Below are 19,728 nucleotides of genomic sequence, written 5' to 3'. Positions count from 1 at the left end.
TATTATTGATTACAGATCCATACTACTGCGCCACAATACCCCTAACGAAAACTTACCCAGAAAACTGCGCATGAGACACCTTGAAAAACACAAAGGCCACCGTACCGGCTGGCTGCGCGCCGCAGTGCTTGGCGCAAATGACGGCATTGTGTCTACCGCCAGCCTGGTGTTGGGTGTAGCTGCAACAGGTGCAGGCTCAAAGGCAATACTGGTCGCAGGTGTAGCCAGCTTGGTGGCAGGTGCCATGTCCATGGCAGCGGGCGAGTATGTGTCTGTCAGCTCGCAAGCCGACACTGAAAACGCCGACCTTGCACGCGAACGCGCTGAACTGGCCAATCAGCCCGACCATGAACATGCTGAGTTGACATCGATTTATGTCGATCGGGGGCTTGATGAGAACCTGGCACAACAGGTGGCCACTCAATTGATGGCACATGATGCACTGGGCGCACACGCACGGGACGAACTCGGTTTGTCTGACACACTCGCTGCCAAACCCGTGCAAGCCGCTTTGGCCTCAGCGGCCACATTTGCTGCAGGTGCCTTTTTGCCTTTGCTGGTGGCTTTGCTGTTACCAGCAAATTTACTGATGTGGGGCGTTGCTGGAAGCGCACTGTTTTTCCTGGCAGCTTTGGGTGCATTGGCTGCAAAGGCGGGCGGTTCTTCCGTGCGTGTGGCTGCGGTGCGCGTTACCTTCTGGGGCGCCTTGGCCATGGGCCTGACCGCAGGTGTGGGTGCCTTGTTCGGGGTGGCGGCTTAGCAATAAGCGCCACGTAACATTGGCGTACAAAAACAAAAAAGCCCAGGTTTTTAAACCTAGGCCTTTTTCAATTTTTTGGTCGGAATGAGAGGATTCGAACCTCCGACCCCTTGCACCCCATGCAAGTGCGCTACCAGGCTGCGCCACATTCCGAGAAGGCTGGATTATACCCAGAAACGCTTAAGCTTTGAGTGCTTCGCGCAAATTTAGCAATTGTTCTTTCAAAACTTCGCGATCAATCAAAATTGGCAGCGGTGCGTCACCAGCAGGGCCATTTTTTTCCTGATCCAACCGATTGCGTGCGCCGTTGATGGTGAAGCCATGCTCGTACAGCAGTTCACGAATTCTGCGAATGAACAACACTTCATGGTGCTGGTAATAACGACGATTGCCGCGGCGGGTAATCGACTTCAATTGCGTAAATTCTTGCTCCCAATAGCGGAGCACGTGGGTTTTTACGCCGCACAGCTCACTGACCTCACCAATGGTGAAGTAGCGCTTGGCCGGGATGGGCGGCAAGCTTGCTGTGGGTGGCGCTCCGTCTGCGTTTACGGTTTTTTGCATTGAGTAATTGGCTTGTACTTAAATAATTTAGTGAAAATTATTCAACCAAAGCTTTAAGTTTCTGGCTGGGATGAAAGGTTACCACTCTACGCGCTGCAATGGGAATCTCTTCGCCAGTTTTTGGATTTCTTCCCGGGCGTTGGGGTTTGTCACGCAACTGGAAATTGCCAAAACCCGACAATTTCACAGAATCGCCACTTTCAAGCGTGGTGCGGATTTCATCGAAAAATGCATCCACGAAGTCTTTGGCTTCGCGCTTGTTCAGGCCCAGGCTGTCAAACAACATTTCAGCCAATTCAGCCTTGGTCAGGGAGCCCGAGGCCAGACCATCTTCAATCAGGTCCATGCGGTCAGAGCGCGTAGTAGTTTCGTTGCTTCGGTCGTCGTTCAACACAAATTGATCCACAGTGAGTTCTACCTATTTATCAATATTTATCGCAAGCGGGCCGCACAACGCTGGCCTGCCTGGTCAATCATTTTTTTCAACAAAGGCTCGATGTCTGCATCGGTCAAGCTGCGGTCGCTGGCTTGAAGGGTAAGCCTGAACGCCAAACTTTTCTCATTTAGATTCAGACCCTTACCTTCTTCTTTCGGTACGAATTCATCGAAAAGGATAACCGATTTCAGCCAAGCAAGGTTGTCATCTTTCACTTCCGTGAATGCTTTTTTTAGCTGCGCAGCAGCAATACTTTGCTCTACTACGAAAGCCAGGTCCCGAACCACCACAGGCTGTTTTGAAACATCTTTGAAAGCAGGCAATTTGCGGGTGTTCAAGCCATCCAACAGCAATTCGAACACGATGGGTGCCTGCGGCAAATCGTATTCTTGAGCCAATTTGGGGTGCAATTCACCGATAAAACCGATGGGCTGCTTGTTCACCAGCACACGAGCGCTACGGCCTGGGTGTAAGGCTGGGAGGGGGTTTGCGGCGTCAAATGCCTCAAAATCCACTTTGCGGCCATGCAGCAGTTGCTCTACATCGCCCTTCACATCAAAAAAGTCGAGTGCGCGGTTGTTGCCTGCGGCCCATTGCAGTTGGTCAGCCAACCCATAAGCCAAACCGCCCACTTTCCAGGTTTGCTTAAAACCAGCCACGGTTTGTGCGCCGTCTTGCACTTTGTCGTCTTTCTCGAATACGCGCGCCACTTCAAACACACGCAAACGGTCTACACGGTGGCCCAGGTTGTGTTTCAACACACCGGTCAGGCTTCCGATCAAGGTCGAGCGCATCACGCTTAAGTGGCTGGCAATCGGATTCAGCAAGCGAACCGGGTTGGTGTTGGCATTGAAATCCGCCTCCCATTGCTCGGGCGTGAAGCTGTAGCTAACCACTTCTTGGTAGCCCAGCGCGGCCACTTGGCGGCGAATGGCATGGCGGCCAATCTTGCCTTCAGCGGCAGGCAACATTTTCAGTTTGCCCCTGGGTGCACGCAGCGGCAGGCTGTCGTAGCCCACCACGCGAATTACTTCTTCGATCAGGTCCTCTTCGATATTAATGTCGAAGCGGTAGCTAGGCGGGTTGACCACGTAACAAGTGTCGGTGCCCTGCCCTTCGGCGCTGAATTGAAAGCCCAGTTTGGAGAACACACCCTTCACCTGCTCAACAGTGAATGGCATGCCAATCACCATTTCAGCACGCGCATGGCGCAGTTTGACTGGCTTGCGAGCAGGCAGGCTCAACACTTGGTCCAACACGGGGCCAGCCTGGCCACCACAAATTTCGAGAATCAAGGCAGTAATGCGCTCGATGTGCTCTGGAATGGTTTGGAAGTCCACGCCACGCTCGAAGCGGTGTGAGGCATCGGAGGAGAAATTGAATTCGCGTGCACGACCCACAATTGCATCGGGATGCCAAAACGCAGCTTCAACAAAAATATTGGTAGTGCCTTCATTCACTGCAGTGTGGTCACCTCCCATAATGCCAGCCAGTGCTTCCGGGCCATTGGCATCGCAAATCACGCCCATGTGGGGCTTCAGGGCCACTTCCATGTCGTTCAGCAGTTTCAGTTTTTCACCTTCGCGTGCCCAGCGCACAGTCAGGTCGCCCTGCACTTTGTCCAGATCGAACACATGGCTGGGGCGGCCCAATTCAAGCATCACATAGTTTGAAATATCAACCAGCGCGTTCAAGCTGCGCTGGCCTGCGCCTTCAAGGCGATCAACCATCCACTGCGGAGTTTTTGCGTTGTTGTTCACACCGCGAATTACACGCCCGGCAAACCGGCCGCACAGGTCGGTGTTTTCAACATTGACTTTCAGCGTATCGCCAATCGTGGCTGCCACAGGTGCAAACGAAGGTGCATTCAGTGTGGCACCGGTCAGTGCCGCCACTTCACGGGCCACGCCCCACACGCTTAAACAGTCAGCGCGGTTCGGCGTCATTTTCAAGGTGAACTTCATTTCGTTCAAGCCGAGAAGCTCGCGCACATTGCCACCCACCGGGAAATCAGTGTTCAAAATGTGCAGGCCATCCACATCGCTGGGCACGCCCAGTTCTTTGCCAGAGCACAGCATGCCGCCACTTTCAACACCACGCATTTTCGTGGGCTTGATCTTGAAGCCGCCAGGCAGTTCAGCACCGGGCAATGCACAAGGCACTTTCAGGCCTTCGGCCACATTGGGGGCGCCGCACACAATTTGGCGCACGTCGCCTTCGCCCACTTGCACTTGACACACACTAAGGCGGTCAGCATCGGGGTGCTTGTCTTTTTTCACCACCAAACCCACCACCACGCCGGAAAATTCCGGAGCCAGGGGTTCCAGTTCTTCAACCTCCAAACCCGCCATGGTGAGCTTGTCGCCCAACTCTTGCGTGTTCAAAGGGGTGTTGACGAGTGACTTCAACCAGGATTCTGTGAATTGCATCTTTTAATATCCAAAACTGGCTTGGTTAGACTTAATTAAGCTTGATTAATTGAATTGCTGCAGAAAACGAATGTCGTTTTCGTAGAACAGGCGCAAATCGTTGATGCCATATCGCAGCATGGTCAAGCGATCGGGGCCCACACCAAAGGCAAAACCGGTGTAGGTTTCGGGGTCGATGCCCACGTGGCGCAACACGTTCGGGTGCACCTGCCCGCAACCCGCAATTTCCAGCCACTTGCCCTTGTTGGGGCCGCTGGTAAATGCCATGTCAATTTCCGCAGACGGTTCAGTGAACGGGAAAAACGAGGGGCGGAAACGGATGGTGATGTCGTCGGTTTCGAAAAAGGTTTTCAGAAAATCCATGAACACCGCTTTCAAATCAGCAAAGCTGACACCTTCGTCGATCCACAAACCTTCAACCTGGTGAAACATCGGTGAATGCGTGGCGTCGCTATCCACGCGATACACACGGCCCGGCGCAATAATGCGAATGGGCGGCTTGTTGGTTTGCATGTAGCGCACCTGCATGGGCGAGGTGTGCGTGCGCAGCAGGTTGCCGCCAGTGCCTTCTACATAAAAGGTGTCGTGCATGGAACGCGCGGGGTGATTTTCCGGCGTGTTCAATGCAGTGAAGTTGTGAAAGTCGGTTTCAATTTCAGGGCCATCGGCCAAATCAAAACCAATGGTGGTAAAAATTTCTTCAATGCGTTCAAGCGTACGCATGGCTGGGTGCAAGCCGCCAGTTCCACGCATGCGGCCAGGTTTGGTTACATCAATGGCCTGTGCTTGCAATTTTGCCTGCATGGCTGCATCGGCCAACGCTTGGCGCTTGGCGTTCAGCACGGCTTCAACCTGCTGCTTGAGTTGATTGATTTCCGCGCCACGGGTTTTCTTTTCTTCGGGCGAAAGCGCTGCCATGCCTTTGAGCAACTCGGTGACTTTGCCTTGTTTGCCCAAAAACTGGGCCTTGATGTTTTCAAGACTGGCTGGGTCGGTTGCCGATGACATGGCCTGTTCGGCCTCGGTAAGAATGGCTAAAAGCGAAGCATCCATGGGTATTGGGTCGATTCTTTTTGAGATTGGAATGGCTTTGAGTAGAGCCCTGAATTGTACCGCCTGAAAACAAAAACGGAGCCCGAGAGCTCCGTTTTGTTTAGTCTTTTCGCCAACTTAAGTGAAAAACCTCAGAGGCTTCACTTGTGACAAAAATTTGACTTGGCTAGCGAATTAAGCCTGCGCTGCGCGCACTTGACCCACGATGGCAGCAAATGCTGCTTTGTCGGTCACTGCCAGGTCAGCCAACACCTTGCGGTCCAGGCCAATGGCAGCTTTCTTCAAGCCATTGATGAATACGCTGTAGGTCATGCCGTGTTCACGCACTGCTGCGTTGATACGGGTGATCCACAGGGCGCGGAATACGCGCTTCTTGTTACGACGGTCACGGTATGCGTACTGACCAGCACGCATGACCGCTTGCTTGGCAACGCGGAATACATTGTTACGACGACCGCGGAAGCCTTTGGCTTGGGCGATTACTTTTTTGTGACGGGCGCGAGCCGTTACACCACGTTTTACTCTAGGCATTTGACACTCCTCCCTTTATGCGTAAGGCATCATGTCGCGCACGCGACCGATGTCTGATTTATGAATCGTTTCCATGCCGCGCAATTGACGCTTGCTTTTGGTCGTTTTCTTGGTGAGGATGTGGCGCTTAAAGGCGTGGCCACGCTTGATCGATCCGCTTGAACGGACCAAGAAACGCTTGGAGGCGCTCTTTTTGGTCTTCATCTTGGGCATCTTGGTGCTCCTATTACTGTTCAATATTCATTGAACCTGCTTGCAGGTGGCTTCGACGAAGCACTTTTCTGACCTGGTGGGCAATTTGTTGCGCTGTGATTTTACGCACAACGCAGCAAGCCCGCGATTATAACGCGGGTTTGCGAATGCTGGCAATCTTTTTGGAAATTATGCTTTCTTGCGCGGCGCGATCATCATGACCATTTGACGACCTTCCATTTTTGGCATTTGTTCAACCTGACCAATTTCTTCCAAGTCAGTGCGAACACGCTCCAAAAGGCGGGCACCAATGTCTTGGTGAGCCATTTCACGTCCGCGGAAGCGCAAGGTCACCTTGCACTTGTCGCCATCTTCCAGAAAACGGGTCAGATTACGCAGCTTCACGTTGTAATCGCCGTCGTCTGTTCCGGGGCGGAACTTGATTTCCTTGATTTGAACCTGTTTTTGTTTGGATTTGGCTTCCGCTGCTTTCTTTTGCTCTTGGTAGCGGAACTTGCCGTAGTCCATCAGCTTAGCCACAGGGGGCACTGCCTGAGGTGCAATTTCCACCAAATCCACACCGCCTTCTTCAGCCATGCGCAAAGCGTCTGGTGTTTTAACGATGCCTAACTGCTCACCCTCAATTCCAATGAGGCGCACTTCGGGGATACGGATTTCCTCGTTAATGCGATTTTTCTTTTCTGCTACGATGTCTAGCCTCTTTCTTCTGGTTAAATAAAATCAGGCTCTGCTGTTGATTTCACCCAGCAGGCGCTGAATAAAGTCATCAACAGGCAAGGAGCCCAGGTTTTCATTGCCGCGCAAGCGCACGGCAACTTGGTTTGCATCACGTTCCGCATCGCCGATTACGGCGATATACGGGGTTTTCTGCATTGTGTGCTCACGGATTTTACGATTGATCTTTTCATTACGCAAATCCGCCTCAACCCTAATGCCTTGTTTTTTCAACATTTGCACCACATTGTGAGCGTATTCATTATGTGCCTCGGTGATTGTGGCAACCACCACCTGCACTGGAGAAAGCCAAACTGGCATGGCACCAGCATGGTTTTCAATCAAGATGCCAATGAAGCGTTCCATGGAACCCACGATGGCGCGGTGAAGCATCACTGGCACGCGGCGGCTGTTGTCTTCGGCCACATATTCAGCGCCCAAGCGACCAGGCAACTGGAAGTCCACCTGAATGGTGCCGCACTGCCATGAACGACCAATCGAGTCTTTCATGTGGTATTCAATTTTGGGGCCATAAAATGCGCCCTCGCCCGGCAACTCGGTCCACTGCACACCGCAAGCCTTCAAAGCCGCGCGCAAGGAGTCTTCTGCTTTGTCCCAGGTTTCATCGGTACCCAAACGGGCTTCAGGGCGCAAGGCCAGTTTCACATTGATTTCATTGAAACCAAAGTCTGCGTATACCTGCATGGCCACTTGGTTGAACTTGGTGACCTCTTCCTGCACCTGGTCTTCGGTACAGAAAATATGGCCGTCGTCTTGGGTGAATCCACGCACACGCATGATGCCGTGCAAGGCACCCGAGCTTTCATTTCGGTGGCACGCACCAAACTCGCCATAGCGCATGGGCAAGTCGCGGTATGAACGCAAATCGCTCTTGAATACCTCGATGTGACCCGGACAGTTCATCGGCTTTAGGGCGTAGTCGCGCTTTTCCGATTCAGTGGTGAACATGTTTTCTTTGTAGTTGTCCCAGTGGCCAGACTTCTCCCACAACTTACGGTCAAGAATCTGGGGGCAACGAATTTCCTGATAGCCACCGTCGACGTACACCTTGCGCATGTACTGTTCAACCTGTTGCCACAAGGCCCAACCCTTGGGGTGCCAAAACACCAGGCCTGGGGCTTCGTCTTGCATGTGAAACAAATCCAGCTGCTTGCCCAGTTTGCGGTGGTCGCGCTTTTCTGCTTCTTCTAGTCGATGCAGGTAGGCTGCCAGGTCTTCTTTCTTGGTCCAGGCGGTGCCGTAAATACGCTGCAGCATTTCATTGTTGGAATTGCCGCGCCAGTAGGCACCCGCTACTTTCATCAGTTTGAAATGCTTCAGTTTGCCGGTGTTGGGCACGTGGGGGCCACGACACAGGTCAATGAATTTACCTTCGCGATAAAGCGAAATGTTTTCGTTGCTGGGGATGCTGGCAATAATTTCGGCTTTGTAGTGTTCGCCCTGGTCTTTGAAAAATTGCACAGCGTCGTCGCGCACCCATTCTTCTCGGGTAACCACTTCATCGAGCTTGGCGAGCTCGGCCATTTTCTTTTCGATCGCCTCCAGGTCTTCAGGGGTGAATGGGCGTTCGTATGAAAAGTCGTAATAAAAACCGTCTTCAATCACCGGACCAATGGTCACTTGCGCCGTAGGAAACAATTCCTTCACGGCGTAAGCCAGCAAATGGGCGGTGGAATGGCGGATCATGTCCAACCCTTCTTCGTCTTTTTCAGTGACGATAGACAGGCTGGAGTCGTTGTCGATGGTGTAGGAAGTATCAACCAGCGTGCCGTTCACCGTGCCGGCCAGGGCGGCTTTCGCCAAACCGGGCCCGATGCTGGCCGCCACTTGGGCGACAGTCACAGGGTGATCAAAAACACGTTCGGATCCGTCAGGCAGGCGGATAACTGGCATATGTACTTCCCTTACGAATGGATTGGCTTGGGTAAAACTTTTAGCAACCCTCTATTTTAGCCTTCTGAATGCTGCCTGAACATTCAATCAGACCAATTTGGGTTTGTGAATGCCTTCCTTGATGTCTTTTTTCACTTTCTTTGCAGCCTTTTTCTCTTTGGGGGTACTCAGCGCTTTCTTTTTGTCCATTTTGTTGCTTTTCTGTTCATGCCCCATGGCCGACACTCCTGAAGATTTCAAGCCGCAAACGCGAGCCCGATATCATCATTGTGCTACGGAACAAAAAATCTTGATGAATTAGTTTTGGGGGAGAAGTGTTGGTAGGACCGACTGGAATCGAACCAGCGACCTCTGCCATGTCAAGGCAGCGCTCTAACCAGCTGAGCTACGGTCCTAAAGAAGAGTGCGAAATATACACCAGTGCGCCTGCGGGGGCAAGCCCAAACACGCTTGACAAGGCTTCTGACAAGAACTATTGTCATATTCAATTTTGCCGACCCACCCCTTAGGAAAACAAATGGCCATTAAAGTCAGCCCCCAATCGTTTGAATCCATGCGCAAAGTCATGAACGGCTTCTGGATTGTGGTTCCGGCCTACTTGCTGATCAGCCTTGTGATGCCCTTCCTGTTGGTGCTGGCCGCTTTGCTGCTGGTAGCCCACACGCTTGAGTTGCCAATTGCCTTCTTGCGACTGCGGGGCAAAAACCTGCCAACGATGGAAGTGGTGTCAAAAACCCTGTTGTACGGCTTTACCTGGTGGCTTCCGAAAAGCCTGGAAGCAAAATAAAACAAGTCACACTACTTTTGAAGCAGCGGCTTTTTTGTCAAAAAAGAGTCATATAACTGTCACAAGGTAGTCAAATCGAGCGCGTTTAATGGGGCCATGACAAGAACATGGACATTAAAAATGCGCTCGAACCAGTTGAATTTCAAGCAGCAACTTGCCGAACAACTGTTTGCGAAGGCGACCACCGAACCACATGCTGAGCCAACAAACCAGCAAAATCAATCTGAAGTTGACCCCGCCGCTGATGAGCAGGGTTCCAACAAATACCGCACCATCTGGATTTCAGACATTCACCTTGGCACACCCGGCTGCCAGGCAGACGCCCTGCTCCACTTCCTGAAACACAACGAAAGCGACACCCTTTACCTGGTGGGCGACATCATCGACGGCTGGCAGTTGCGCAAAAGCTGGTTTTGGCCACAAAGCCACAACGACGTCATTCAAAAGGTGCTGCGCAAGGCACGCAAAGGCACGCAGGTGGTTTTCATTCCGGGCAACCACGACGAAGCCGCGCGCCAGTTTGCAGGGATGACCTTCGGTGACATTCCGATCATGGAAAACGCAGTGCATGTGACAGCAGATGGCAAACGCCTGTGGGTAGTGCACGGCGATGAGTTTGACCAGGTTGTGCGCTACGCCAAATGGCTGGCTTACCTGGGCGACACGCTGTACAACTTTGCACTGACTTTGAACCGCGTGTTGAACAACATTCGAATCAAGCTGGGCTACCCGTATTGGTCGCTGTCACAGTTCTTGAAACAGCAGGTCAAAAACGCCGTGAACTTCATTCTCGAGTTTGAACACGCGCTGATTCATGAAGCCAAACACCGCGGTTACGACGGGGTGGTGTGCGGACACATTCACAAAGCCGAGATCAAAGAAGTGGATGGCTTGCTGTACTGCAACGACGGCGATTGGGTAGAAAGCCTGACCGCGCTGGTTGAGCACCCCTGCGGGAAACTGGACATTGTTCACTGGCCACACCGTGACCTGCCGGTTCGCAAACAAAAAGCGCTTGCGCACACCCTGGCGGAGTAAACCAGCATGCGAATCCTGATTGCAACTGACGCTTGGACACCACAGGTCAACGGCGTGGTGCAAACGCTAAGCCAAGTGGTGGCGCAACTAACCGCGCAGGGTCACGATGTGCGGGTTATCCACCCGGGCTTGTTTAAAACCATTCCATGCCCTACTTACCCTGAAATTCGACTGGCACTGTGGCCATTCACGCGCCTGCGCAATGAGCTGGACCGATTCAAACCACAGGCGGTGCACATCGTGACCGAAGGGCCAATTGGCTTGGCCATGCGCCTGCTGGCCCACGGCCGCAAGTTGCCATTTACAACCGCCTACCACACCCAGTTTCCCGAGTATGTGAGGGCACGTTCGGGCATACCAATTCGCTTTACCGCAGCCTTGCTGCGCTGGTTCCACAAACCTTCCCGCGCAGTGATGGTGCCCACCTTGTCGGTCATCAACACCTTGCAAGGCCGTGGATTGAACAATTGCGTATTGTGGCAACGTGGCGTGGACTTGAAACGCTTTAATCCGGAGCAGTCGGTAGCCAGCAAACACATGAGTTACAGCCCCCGCGACCTGCCAACCGACGATGCCCAACAGGTTGAACTGCTGCACCGTTTGAACGCGTGCAGCATCGAGAAACCGGTTTTTTTGTATGCAGGGCGTGTAGCAGTTGAAAAAAATCTGGAGGCTTTTTTAAGCCTTGAACTGCCGGGCGAGAAATGGATTGCTGGCGACGGTCCTGCCCGCAAAGGGCTAGAGAAACAATACCCCGAGGCCAGGTGGTTCGGGATGCTGAACCACGCAGCGCTCTCAGAGTTGTACAAACGCGCTGATGTATTCGTGTTTCCCAGCATGACCGACACCTTCGGCTTGGTGCTGTTGGAAGCCATGGCCAGCGGTTGCCCAGTGGCGGCGTTCCCTGTGAACGGACCGCTGGATGTGGTCGGCAATTCCGGTGCAGGCGTGTTGGACTGGAATTTGAAGACCGCCGCCATGGCCGCATTGAAAATTGAACGCGATGTGCCTTTGAAACATGCGAGTACCTTCACCTGGGAAAATTGTGCTGAGCAGTTTCAGGGTTACCTGGCCCCGATCGGATTGGGCAGCACTGCACCCAAGAAGCTGTCAGCCAACCCCAAGCCTTTGTCTAACCGACCCTGAAGTGGATTGCCCTGTGAATTGCCTATAATAGGCACAAAATGACAAATCAAAACTCATTCTCAGGAGCAATACAAATTGGGATTCCTAGCCGGTAAAAAAATTCTTATCACGGGCCTTCTGTCAAACCGTTCAATCGCTTACGGTATTGCCAAGGCCTGCCACGCGCAGGGTGCTGAACTGGCGTTCACATACCAAACCGAGCGTTTCATTGACCGCGTGACCGACATGGCTGCCGAATTCGACTCCAAGCTGGTATTTCCGCTTGATGTAGCCGAGGATGCCCAAATTGAAAGCCTGTTCACAGAACTGGCCAAACACTGGGATGGCCTGGATGGTTTGGTGCACGCCATCGGCTTTGCTCCGCGCGAAGCCATCGCCGGCGATTTTCTGGAAGGCATTTCGCGCGAAGCATTCCGCATTGCGCATGACATTTCCGCCTACAGCTTCCCGGCACTGGCCAAAGCAGCCTACCCGATGATGCAAGGCCGCGAAGGCGCCTTGTTAACGCTAAGCTACCTGGGCTCGGTTCGCATGGTACCCAACTACAACACCATGGGCCTGGCCAAGGCATCGCTGGAAGCGTCGGTTCGCTACCTGGCTGAATCACTGGGACCCAAGGGTATTCGCGTAAACGGTATTTCAGCAGGCCCCATCAAAACTCTGGCTGCAGCCGGCATTAAAGGTTTCAGCAAAATTTTGCATGCCGTAGAAGAAGCAGCGCCGCTACGCCGCAATGTCACCATTGACGATGTGGGCAATACTGCAGCCTTCATGCTTTCCGATTTGGCGCGCGGCATTACCGCTGAAATTACCTATGTGGATGCGGGCTACAGCACAGTTGTGGGTGGCATGGCAGAATAAGGAATCTGATTCCTTGAACGTTTCACCACAAGGCGGTAATTCGGGTGAACCAACAGCACACAAGTTCAACGACCCTCGCAGTGGCGGGGGTGTCAAAAACACTCGGTGGCGTCAAACTCTTCACCGAGGTCAGCCTTCAATTGCAACAGGGGCAGTCCCTGGCCGTGATCGGTGAGTCGGGGTCGGGTAAATCGACCCTGCTCCACTTAATGGCCGGGCTGGACAAGCCCGACACTGGCCAGGTGTATTGGGCAGGTACGGCAATACACACCTTGAACACCAATCAAATTGCTGCCAAGCGGCTTCGGCACGTTGGGCTGGTATTTCAGGCCTACTACCTGATGCCACATTTGACCGCGCAACAAAACGTTGAACTGCCATTTTTGCTGGCAGGCGAACAACCGGATCATTCACGCTGCATGCAACTGCTTGAGCAAGTGGGCATGGCCCACAAAGCCGCAAGCTTTCCGCGAGAAATGTCGGGCGGAGAACAGCAGCGCGTGGCGATTGCACGCGCCCTGGCCATGAACCCGCCATTGATTCTTGCGGATGAACCGACCGGCAATCTGGACGAGGACAATGCCGAGCGTGTGCTGCAAGTGTTACTTGAAGCGTGTTCAGCGCAGGGTTGCGCTTTGGTCATGGTGACCCATTCTGCCAAGGCAGCCAGCCATTTGAATCACCGCCTGAATTTGGCCGACCACCACTTGGCCGAATTCAACAAGGCTTGAACCATGGCGCTATCACCAAGCCTTGTTTTAAAACTGCAGTTGTTCTCCGGTGCCTTGCGCGATCAACCGGTGAAATGGTTGATTGCAACGGTGTCCATCGCAGTGGGTGTGGGGCTGGGGTTCGCAGTCCACCTTATCCACAAACAGGCGCTTGACCAGTTCAACAATGGTGTGCGGCAATTCTCTGGGCAGGCCGATTTGCAGTTGCTGCCACACAGTGTTTTATTGCCTGAAACCATTCTGGAACAGCTTGCAGCCTTGCCTGAAGTGGCCGTGGCCTCGCCTGTCATCGACATCAACATTCCCGTTCAGGGTTTCGACAAACCAGTGCGCTGGCTTGGCCTGGATGTATTCACTGCAGCGGCAGTCACGCCCAACTTCATTGGGCAAAGCAGCGATGAAACAAACGACGCGGCACAGCAAGGCGAAATACCCTTGCTAAGCACTGCCAATGTTTTTGTCAGCCCAGCCCTGAAAGAACAACTGCCAGTTAAACAAAATACACTGGCCACATTGCACAACAACACAAGCCAGGAGTGGCAAGTGGCGGGCACAGTACCCGCAGCCGGTAGCGGGCAACTGCTTGCCGTGGCAGACATTGCAACAGTGCAATGGCGCTTGGGCACCTTGGGGCAAATTTCCCGCATTGATTTAAAACTTCAGGAAGGCGTAACCCCTGCAAGTTTTCAAAAGCAGTATGGCGATGAATTTTCGAAGTTGGGCCGGCTTGAAACCCCCAGTGAACAGGGCACGCGCGGGGCCAGTGTGTCGCAGGCCTACCGCGCAAACCTGTCGATTCTGGCCATGGTGGCCTTGCTTACAGGCGGCTTTTTAACCTTTTCCACACAAATGCTGGCTGTGGCGCAACGCTCACGCCAGTGGGCGCTGCTGGCTGCCCTGGGCGCTCGGGCCAGCGCACTGCGCATGCAAGTGTTGTTTGAATCGATGTGTTGTGGCCTGGTGGGTGGCGTGCTGGGCGTAGGCTTGGGCTGGGGCTTGTCTATGGCTGTGGTGCGTTATCTGGGTGTTGACCTGGGTGCGGGTTACTTCCAAACCAGCCAAGGCACTGTGGCCTTGCCCCCTTTGGATGCCCTGCTGTTTGCTGGCTTTGGTGTAGTCGCGACCTTGTTGGGTGGCTTATCGCCCGCCTTGCAAACCGGTCAAATGGCTTTGCACCAACGCCTGCGTGCAGGCACAGAAGAAGCAGGCCTTCAGTTTGCCAACCAGGCACACTGGGTTGGATTGCTGCTTTGCGGGGTGGCCGCGGCCTGCCTGTTCATTCCACCTTACGGCAATATTCCAGTGGGTGGTTATCTGGCTGTGGCCTTTGGTTTGTTCGGTGGCATCGCCATGATTGGCCTGGTGGTGCGCGGGCTGATCAAACCACCCGCACAGCTCGCCCGCTTGGCTGATCTTGCCAAATCACGTTTGGCCAGCACCCCGAATTTACTGGCAGTGGGCTTGTCAGGCGTGGTGGCCAGTTTTGCACTGGTGGTGGCCATGCATGTGATGATCTACAGCTTTCGCCATTCACTGGACAACTGGCTTACCCAGGTATTGCCAGCGCCCCTGTATGTAAAACTGAACAGCGCAAGCATTCCAGTATTTCCCGATGTCTTTCAGCAGAAAGTGGCTGAACTGCCAGGCGTTGAACTGGTTGAATTTTGGGGCCAACAATCGATCGTGCTTGACCCAAAACGACCAGCCGTTGAACTGATTGCCCGACCCATTTCAACGCAGGCTGCCGCCCAACGCCTACCCATGACGGGCAATACAATCGACGAGCCCGAAACCGGAACACTGCCAGTGTGGGTCAGCGAGCCAATGACCGATTTGTACGGCCTAAAAGCCGGCAGCACACTTGAACTGCAACTGGACCAAGGCATGCGCATACCCACCACGGTGATGGGGGTGTGGCGTGACTACACCCGCCAACACGGCGCAATTGTGCTGCCCAAGGCCGAGTTGCTCAAACAATTCAATGTGCAGTTCAAAGACACGCAGGGCGCAGTTTGGCCACAAGAGAATGTGACAGTGAAAGACATGGTGGCCCGCATCGAACAGGCCGCCAGTACCACAGCACTTGTGCAAAAAATTGACTTTGCTGAACCCGGCGAAATTCGACAGCTAAGCCTGGATATTTTTGATCGCAGCTTTGCGGTGACCTACCTGCTGGAAATTGCAGCCGTGGTCATCGGTCTTTTTGGTGTAGGTACTACATTTTCCGCCATGGCCTTGCAACGAAAACGCGAATTTGCCCTGCTGGGTGCCATAGGGGCCAGCCCGAACTGGATACTGAAACTGATTACGCGTGAGGCACTGATTGCATCGGCCGTGGCCGCCCTGGTGGGTTTAATCATTGGTTTGGCATTTGCTGCCATTTTAATTTTTGTGGTGAACCCGCAATCATTCCACTGGACCATGGAATGGTTCACCCCTTGGCGAGATTTGGCAATCATGGTGTTGGTACTGGTTGCCATGAGCAGCGCCACAGTCACACTGGCCTTGCGCAACAAACTCGGTACGCATCTGGTTGAGCAATTGAAAGAGGACTGGGCATGAAGCGGCGCGATTTGTTGAAAGCAGGTCTTGGCCTGCCGCTGTTTTCGCATGCGGGCATCGCGCTGGCCGAACCTGGCTTGCAGCGCGTATATGCCCAACCGAACGCAAGCATGCCACCCACTCTGCCCCGAGACCATGGCGCACACCCGGCATTCAGAACCGAATGGTGGTATTTCACTGGCTGGTTTGAAAGCCCTGCATTGAGCCAACCTTTGGGAGTACAAATTACATTTTTCAGGTCTGCGCCCAATGTCAATGTGCTGAACCCCAGCGCCTTTTCACCCAAGCAGTTGTTGTTTGCCCATGCCGCAGTGGCAATTCCTTCAGTGGGCAAGCTGAAGCACGATCAAATTATTCGCCGTGCGGGCAGCGGTGGCGCCTTGATTCAAAGCACCAATGAACAGGTATTGAACATTCAAATGCCGGGCTGGCAATTGCAAAGCGCTCAAGGCGAACAGTGGGAGTGCAAAATCCAGACCCCGCAATTGTCTATCGACTTGCGCATGGAACAAACGCAAACACCTTGGATGCAGGGCCTTGGCGGCTACTCACAAAAAGGCCCCCAAGCCGAGCAATCGAGCTACTACATCACCCTGCCCCACCTGCGCAGCAGCGGCACTGTTCGCCTCGAAGGTAAAACATTGCCAGTACAAGGCAGCTTCTGGATGGACCATGAGTGGTCAAGCACCGTACTGGCTCCGAACGCCCAAGGCTGGGACTGGGTCGGTTTGCATGGCGACCAGGGCGAGGCCCTGATGGCATTTCAGATTCGCAACCGCGACCACACCAAACCACCAGTGTGGACCCACGCCGCCCTAAGGCAGGCGGATGGCACCGTACGCAACTTCAGCCAAGTCACATTCGAAGTGCTGAAACGCTGGAAATCAACCCGAACCGGCATTGAATACCCGGTTTCCCAGCGACTTTTGCTGGACGATCTGGTGTTTGAACTTCAGCCCCTGTTTGATGATCAGGAACTGGACGCACGCGCCAGCACCGGCACGCTGTATTGGGAAGGTGCTGTGCGCGTGAAAAGCGGCAATGCTTCAAGCAATACTTCACCTTGGGGGCGCGGCTATCTTGAAATGACGGGGTATGATCGCCCCATGCAACTTTAAGCCAAGTAAAAGACACCCCCGAATGAGCAACACCAACAAACTTCAAACACTGGGCTCTACCCTGGCCTCCTTGGTCAGTCCCCACAAGGCATGGGCCTTTGCTGCGCTTGGCGCTTTGCTGCTGGGTTCGGCCATGTCGCTGACCATGCCGGTCATGTTTCGCTGGCTGATCGACAGTGGTTTTCTTGCAGGTGAAAACCCGGAAGGCTTGAACAGCGCCTTTGGCTACCTGCTGGTCTTGGTGTTTGTACTGGCCATGGCCAGTGCGGTGCGGTTTTACCTGGTCACCACGCTGGGCGAACGCATTTCTGCCGATTTACGCAACCGCGTGTACAGCCACTTGTTGGTGCAACGTCCTGAATTTTTTGAAACACTGAAAGTGGGTGAAGTGTTGTCACGCCTGACTGCCGACACCACGCTGATTCAAACCCTGATTGGCAGCAGTTTGTCATTTTTCCTGCGCAACAGCCTGACCACTCTTGGCGGCTTGATCATGCTGCTGCTGACCAGCCCATTGCTGTCGGGCGCAGTTCTTTTGCTGGTGGTCGTGGTCATGATACCGGTGGTTATTTTGGCACGCCGGGTTCGCAAACTGTCGCGCGCCAGCCAGGACAAACTGGCCGACAGCAGCGCGATTGCGCAAGAGGTTTTAAACCAGATCACCACCGTGCAAGCCTTTAATCAGGAACACGCCGAGGCCTCAAAATTCACCACGTCCAGCGAGCAAACCTATCAAACCGCCCGCAGGCGCACAGTGAACCGCTCAGCCCTGCTGTTTGTGGCCATTGGCCTTGCATTCGCGGGCTTGGTGGTGGTGCTGTGGATGGGTGCAAAGGCGGTGGCCAGCGGTGAAATGAGCGCTGGTGAACTGGCCCAATTTGTGATGTACGCAGCATTTGTTGGCGCGGGGTTTGCCGCGTTGTCAGAGGTACTGGGCGAATTCCAGCGTGCAGCGGGTGCGGCCGAGCGCTTGGTTGAATTGCTGAACCTGGACACCACGATTCACAAACACGGTCTTCCCCCTCCAGCCAAACAAGGTGGCTTTTTGATTGAATTCAGCCACGTTGATTTCGCCTACCCTTCCGCCCCGGAAAAATTCATTCTCCAAGACTTTAACCTGAGTATTCAACGCGGCGAGACACTGGCTGTGGTTGGCCCTTCGGGCGCGGGAAAATCTACCCTGTTCAGCCTGTTGCTGCGATGGTACGACGTAAATCAGGGGCAAATCCTGATTGAAGGCAAGGCACTGGAAAGCCTGCACCTGGAACAGTGGCGAGCCAATTGCGCCTACGTGGCCCAGGAAGCAGTGATTTTTTCAGGCAGCCTTCAGGACAACGTGCGGTACAGCAAGCCCGATGCCACCGCAGATGAAATTGACAAAGCCCTGGCCGATGCGGCCGCCACCAATTTTGCGCGCCGAATGCCCGAGGGATTGAATACCAATGTGGGCGAAAAAGGGGTGCGCCTGAGTGGCGGAGAACGTCAACGGGTATCGATTGCCCGCGCAGTTCTTCGTGATGCCGGTTTGCTGTTGCTGGATGAAGCCACTGCCAGCCTGGATGCGGAAAGCGAGCAATTGGTGCAACAAGCGATCGAGAAAAGCCGACACGGCCGAACTACCCTGATTATTGCCCACCGGCTGGCCACGGTCATGGCGGCTGATCGGATTGTGGTCATGAACGAAGGCAAAATTGTCGAGATGGGTACCCACAAGGATTTGATGGCACGGCAAGGCTTGTATGCCAAGCTGGCCTCGCTTCAATTCATCCATGAAAATGCGCAGAAAGTGATGGCATGAATCAGCTTGCCCGCCAAGGCTCAGCCCAATCTGCAGCGAGATCCCGATCGCGTCGCCTTCAAGAAAACCTGCCCGTTTGACTCAGTGCACTGCGTTTGCCCGAAGGGCAACAGCGAAGCTCGGCCGTTACTTTTGCCGAGTTCGGTGAGTAGTGCGATGAGATCAAAAAGGGATCAACAGGTTTTCAGGCGAAGTGTTGGGACTCGCGACGATTGGGCATCTCAACAAGGTAAACTTAATAATCAGCATCCCAACAAAATTCGCACCCAAAAAACCATGCAACAGTACCTCGACTTGATGCAGCATGTGCTGGACCACGGCACCGACAAAATGGACCGTACAGGCACGGGCACTCGTTCCGTGTTTGGTTACCAAATGCGCTTCAATCTGCAAGATGGTTTCCCCATGGTCACGACGAAGAAGCTGCACACCCGCTCAATCATTCACGAACTGCTGTGGTTCTTGATGGGCGACAGCAATATTCGTTACCTGAAGGAAAACGGGGTCAGCATCTGGGACGAATGGGCCGATGAAAACGGCAATCTCGGCCCGGTCTATGGTGTGCAGTGGCGCAGTTGGCCCACTGCCGACGGTCGCCACATCGATCAAATTTCACAGTTGATGCAGCAAATCAAGAATAACCCCGATTCACGTCGTCACATTGTGAGTGCCTGGAACGTTGCTGACATCAACAATATGAAGTTGCCACCCTGCCATGCGCTGTTTCAGTTCTATGTGGCAGACGGTAAGCTGAGTTGCCAGCTGTACCAGCGCAGTGCTGATATTTTCCTTGGCGTGCCCTTCAACATCGCCAGTTACGCCCTGCTCACCCACATGGTTGCCCAACAATGCGATCTGGATGTCGGTGACTTTGTATGGACCGGCGGCGATTGTCATTTGTACAGCAACCACATGGAACAGGTGGCCGAACAACTCAGCCGCAAGCCCCACCCATTGCCCACATTGCAAATTAAACGCAAACCCGAAAGTATTTTCGATTACAAATTCGAAGATTTCGAAATACTGAACTACACTTGCCACCCGCACATCAAAGCGCCAGTGGCGGTATAAAG

Annotated in this window: 18 protein-coding genes, 2 tRNA genes and 1 pseudogene; 10 read left to right on the top strand and 11 right to left on the bottom strand. The window is 53.7% G+C overall.

Going from position 1 to position 19,728, the window contains the following annotated elements:
* Positions 1-70: 70 nt before the first annotated feature.
* Complete coding sequence (locus LMED105_RS07785; RefSeq protein ID WP_008249967.1) at positions 71-760, top strand: VIT family protein; 690 nt, start codon at positions 71-73, stop codon at positions 758-760.
* A 76-nt stretch (positions 761-836) separates the two neighbouring features.
* On the opposite strand, the gene LMED105_RS07780 is transcribed toward LMED105_RS07785, so the two are convergent.
* The 11 genes and pseudogenes from LMED105_RS07780 to LMED105_RS07735 form a co-directional block, all read right to left on the bottom strand.
* Positions 837-913 (bottom strand) — tRNA-Pro (locus tag LMED105_RS07780).
* Between the two features lie 27 nt (positions 914-940).
* Positions 941-1,324, bottom strand: coding sequence for a MerR family transcriptional regulator (locus tag LMED105_RS07775; RefSeq protein WP_008249966.1), 384 nt, complete (start codon positions 1,322-1,324; stop codon positions 941-943).
* 37 nt (positions 1,325-1,361) lie between these two features.
* A pseudogene (locus LMED105_RS07770) lies at positions 1,362-1,637 on the bottom strand (integration host factor subunit alpha); the annotation flags it as partial.
* Positions 1,638-1,756: 119 nt separating this feature from the next.
* A complete protein-coding gene (gene pheT / locus LMED105_RS07765) occupies positions 1,757-4,189 on the bottom strand; it encodes a phenylalanine--tRNA ligase subunit beta (RefSeq protein ID WP_008249963.1) in 2,433 nt (810 codons plus the stop codon).
* A gap of 45 nt (positions 4,190-4,234) precedes the next feature.
* A complete protein-coding gene (pheS, locus tag LMED105_RS07760) occupies positions 4,235-5,197 on the bottom strand; it encodes a phenylalanine--tRNA ligase subunit alpha (protein WP_369745970.1) in 963 nt (320 codons plus the stop codon).
* A 219-nt stretch (positions 5,198-5,416) separates the two neighbouring features.
* Entirely contained in the window at positions 5,417-5,773 is a 357-nt protein-coding gene (rplT, locus tag LMED105_RS07755; RefSeq protein ID WP_008249959.1) for a 50S ribosomal protein L20, read from the bottom strand.
* Between the two features lie 15 nt (positions 5,774-5,788).
* A complete protein-coding gene (rpmI, locus tag LMED105_RS07750; protein WP_008249957.1) occupies positions 5,789-5,986 on the bottom strand; it encodes a 50S ribosomal protein L35 in 198 nt (65 codons plus the stop codon).
* 168 nt (positions 5,987-6,154) lie between these two features.
* Complete coding sequence (gene infC, locus LMED105_RS07745) at positions 6,155-6,676, bottom strand: translation initiation factor IF-3 (RefSeq protein ID WP_083797136.1); 522 nt, start codon at positions 6,674-6,676, stop codon at positions 6,155-6,157.
* A gap of 30 nt (positions 6,677-6,706) precedes the next feature.
* Positions 6,707-8,614, bottom strand: a complete 1,908-nt coding sequence (gene thrS, locus LMED105_RS07740; protein WP_008249953.1) for a threonine--tRNA ligase — start codon at positions 8,612-8,614, stop codon at positions 6,707-6,709.
* An 87-nt stretch (positions 8,615-8,701) separates the two neighbouring features.
* Entirely contained in the window at positions 8,702-8,854 is a 153-nt protein-coding gene (locus LMED105_RS16915; RefSeq protein WP_198006818.1) for a hypothetical protein, read from the bottom strand.
* A gap of 78 nt (positions 8,855-8,932) precedes the next feature.
* Positions 8,933-9,009 (bottom strand) — tRNA-Val (locus tag LMED105_RS07735).
* Positions 9,010-9,131: 122 nt separating this feature from the next.
* On the opposite strand from LMED105_RS07735, the gene LMED105_RS07730 reads away from it, so the two are divergent.
* The 9 genes from LMED105_RS07730 to thyA all read left to right on the top strand — a co-directional run bounded on the left by LMED105_RS07730 (position 9,132) and on the right by thyA (position 19,726).
* Complete coding sequence (locus LMED105_RS07730) at positions 9,132-9,401, top strand: hypothetical protein (RefSeq protein WP_008249951.1); 270 nt, start codon at positions 9,132-9,134, stop codon at positions 9,399-9,401.
* A 120-nt stretch (positions 9,402-9,521) separates the two neighbouring features.
* Entirely contained in the window at positions 9,522-10,439 is a 918-nt protein-coding gene (locus LMED105_RS07725; RefSeq protein WP_008249949.1) for a UDP-2,3-diacylglucosamine diphosphatase, read from the top strand.
* A 6-nt stretch (positions 10,440-10,445) separates the two neighbouring features.
* A complete protein-coding gene (locus LMED105_RS07720; protein ID WP_008249947.1) occupies positions 10,446-11,585 on the top strand; it encodes a glycosyltransferase family 1 protein in 1,140 nt (379 codons plus the stop codon).
* A 75-nt stretch (positions 11,586-11,660) separates the two neighbouring features.
* Positions 11,661-12,446: an enoyl-ACP reductase FabI gene (gene fabI, locus LMED105_RS07715; RefSeq protein ID WP_008249946.1), complete on the top strand. Its 786-nt coding sequence runs from the start codon at positions 11,661-11,663 to the stop codon at positions 12,444-12,446.
* 89 nt (positions 12,447-12,535) lie between these two features.
* Positions 12,536-13,177, top strand: a complete 642-nt coding sequence (locus tag LMED105_RS07710) for an ABC transporter ATP-binding protein (RefSeq protein ID WP_232222726.1) — start codon at positions 12,536-12,538, stop codon at positions 13,175-13,177.
* A gap of 3 nt (positions 13,178-13,180) precedes the next feature.
* Positions 13,181-15,739, top strand: a complete 2,559-nt coding sequence (locus LMED105_RS07705; RefSeq protein ID WP_008249940.1) for an ABC transporter permease — start codon at positions 13,181-13,183, stop codon at positions 15,737-15,739.
* Positions 15,736-16,857 carry a lipocalin-like domain-containing protein gene (locus tag LMED105_RS07700; RefSeq protein WP_008249938.1) on the top strand — a complete coding sequence of 374 codons (1,122 nt, stop codon included), beginning with the start codon at positions 15,736-15,738 and terminating at the stop codon, positions 16,855-16,857. Before LMED105_RS07705 ends, LMED105_RS07700 begins: the two co-directional genes overlap by 4 nt.
* Positions 16,858-16,879: 22 nt before the next feature.
* Positions 16,880-18,655 (top strand): ABC transporter transmembrane domain-containing protein, encoded by a 1,776-nt coding sequence (locus LMED105_RS07695; RefSeq protein WP_008249936.1) that lies wholly within the window; start codon positions 16,880-16,882, stop codon positions 18,653-18,655.
* 276 nt (positions 18,656-18,931) lie between these two features.
* Positions 18,932-19,726 carry a thymidylate synthase gene (thyA, locus tag LMED105_RS07690; protein ID WP_008249935.1) on the top strand — a complete coding sequence of 265 codons (795 nt, stop codon included), beginning with the start codon at positions 18,932-18,934 and terminating at the stop codon, positions 19,724-19,726.
* Positions 19,727-19,728: the final 2 nt, after the last annotated feature.

This window comes from Limnobacter sp. MED105 (assembly GCF_000170915.1).
Classification (GTDB): Bacteria; Pseudomonadota; Gammaproteobacteria; order Burkholderiales; family Burkholderiaceae_B; genus Limnobacter.
The sequence above is the reverse complement of the archived record's forward strand: the minus strand, read 5'-3'. Positions and strand labels throughout refer to the sequence as shown.

Excerpts from the sequence above, each read along its gene's own strand:
- thyA (WP_008249935.1), top strand. The coding sequence starts at position 18,932 with ATGCAACAGTACCTCGACTTGATGCAGCATGTGCTGGACCACGGCACC.
- LMED105_RS07725 (WP_008249949.1), top strand. The coding sequence starts at position 9,522 with ATGCGCTCGAACCAGTTGAATTTCAAGCAGCAACTTGCCGAACAACTG.
- LMED105_RS07775 (WP_008249966.1), bottom strand. The coding sequence starts at position 1,324 with ATGCAAAAAACCGTAAACGCAGACGGAGCGCCACCCACAGCAAGCTTG.
- LMED105_RS07720 (WP_008249947.1), top strand. The coding sequence starts at position 10,446 with ATGCGAATCCTGATTGCAACTGACGCTTGGACACCACAGGTCAACGGC.
- LMED105_RS07705 (WP_008249940.1), top strand. The coding sequence starts at position 13,181 with ATGGCGCTATCACCAAGCCTTGTTTTAAAACTGCAGTTGTTCTCCGGT.
- LMED105_RS07700 (WP_008249938.1), top strand. The coding sequence starts at position 15,736 with ATGAAGCGGCGCGATTTGTTGAAAGCAGGTCTTGGCCTGCCGCTGTTT.
- rpmI (WP_008249957.1), bottom strand. The coding sequence starts at position 5,986 with ATGCCCAAGATGAAGACCAAAAAGAGCGCCTCCAAGCGTTTCTTGGTC.
- pheS (WP_369745970.1), bottom strand. The coding sequence starts at position 5,197 with ATGTCATCGGCAACCGACCCAGCCAGTCTTGAAAACATCAAGGCCCAG.
- LMED105_RS07785 (WP_008249967.1), top strand. The coding sequence starts at position 71 with ATGAGACACCTTGAAAAACACAAAGGCCACCGTACCGGCTGGCTGCGC.
- thrS (WP_008249953.1), bottom strand. The coding sequence starts at position 8,614 with ATGCCAGTTATCCGCCTGCCTGACGGATCCGAACGTGTTTTTGATCAC.
- pheT (WP_008249963.1), bottom strand. The coding sequence starts at position 4,189 with ATGCAATTCACAGAATCCTGGTTGAAGTCACTCGTCAACACCCCTTTG.
- LMED105_RS07730 (WP_008249951.1), top strand. The coding sequence starts at position 9,132 with ATGGCCATTAAAGTCAGCCCCCAATCGTTTGAATCCATGCGCAAAGTC.
- LMED105_RS07695 (WP_008249936.1), top strand. The coding sequence starts at position 16,880 with ATGAGCAACACCAACAAACTTCAAACACTGGGCTCTACCCTGGCCTCC.
- rplT (WP_008249959.1), bottom strand. The coding sequence starts at position 5,773 with ATGCCTAGAGTAAAACGTGGTGTAACGGCTCGCGCCCGTCACAAAAAA.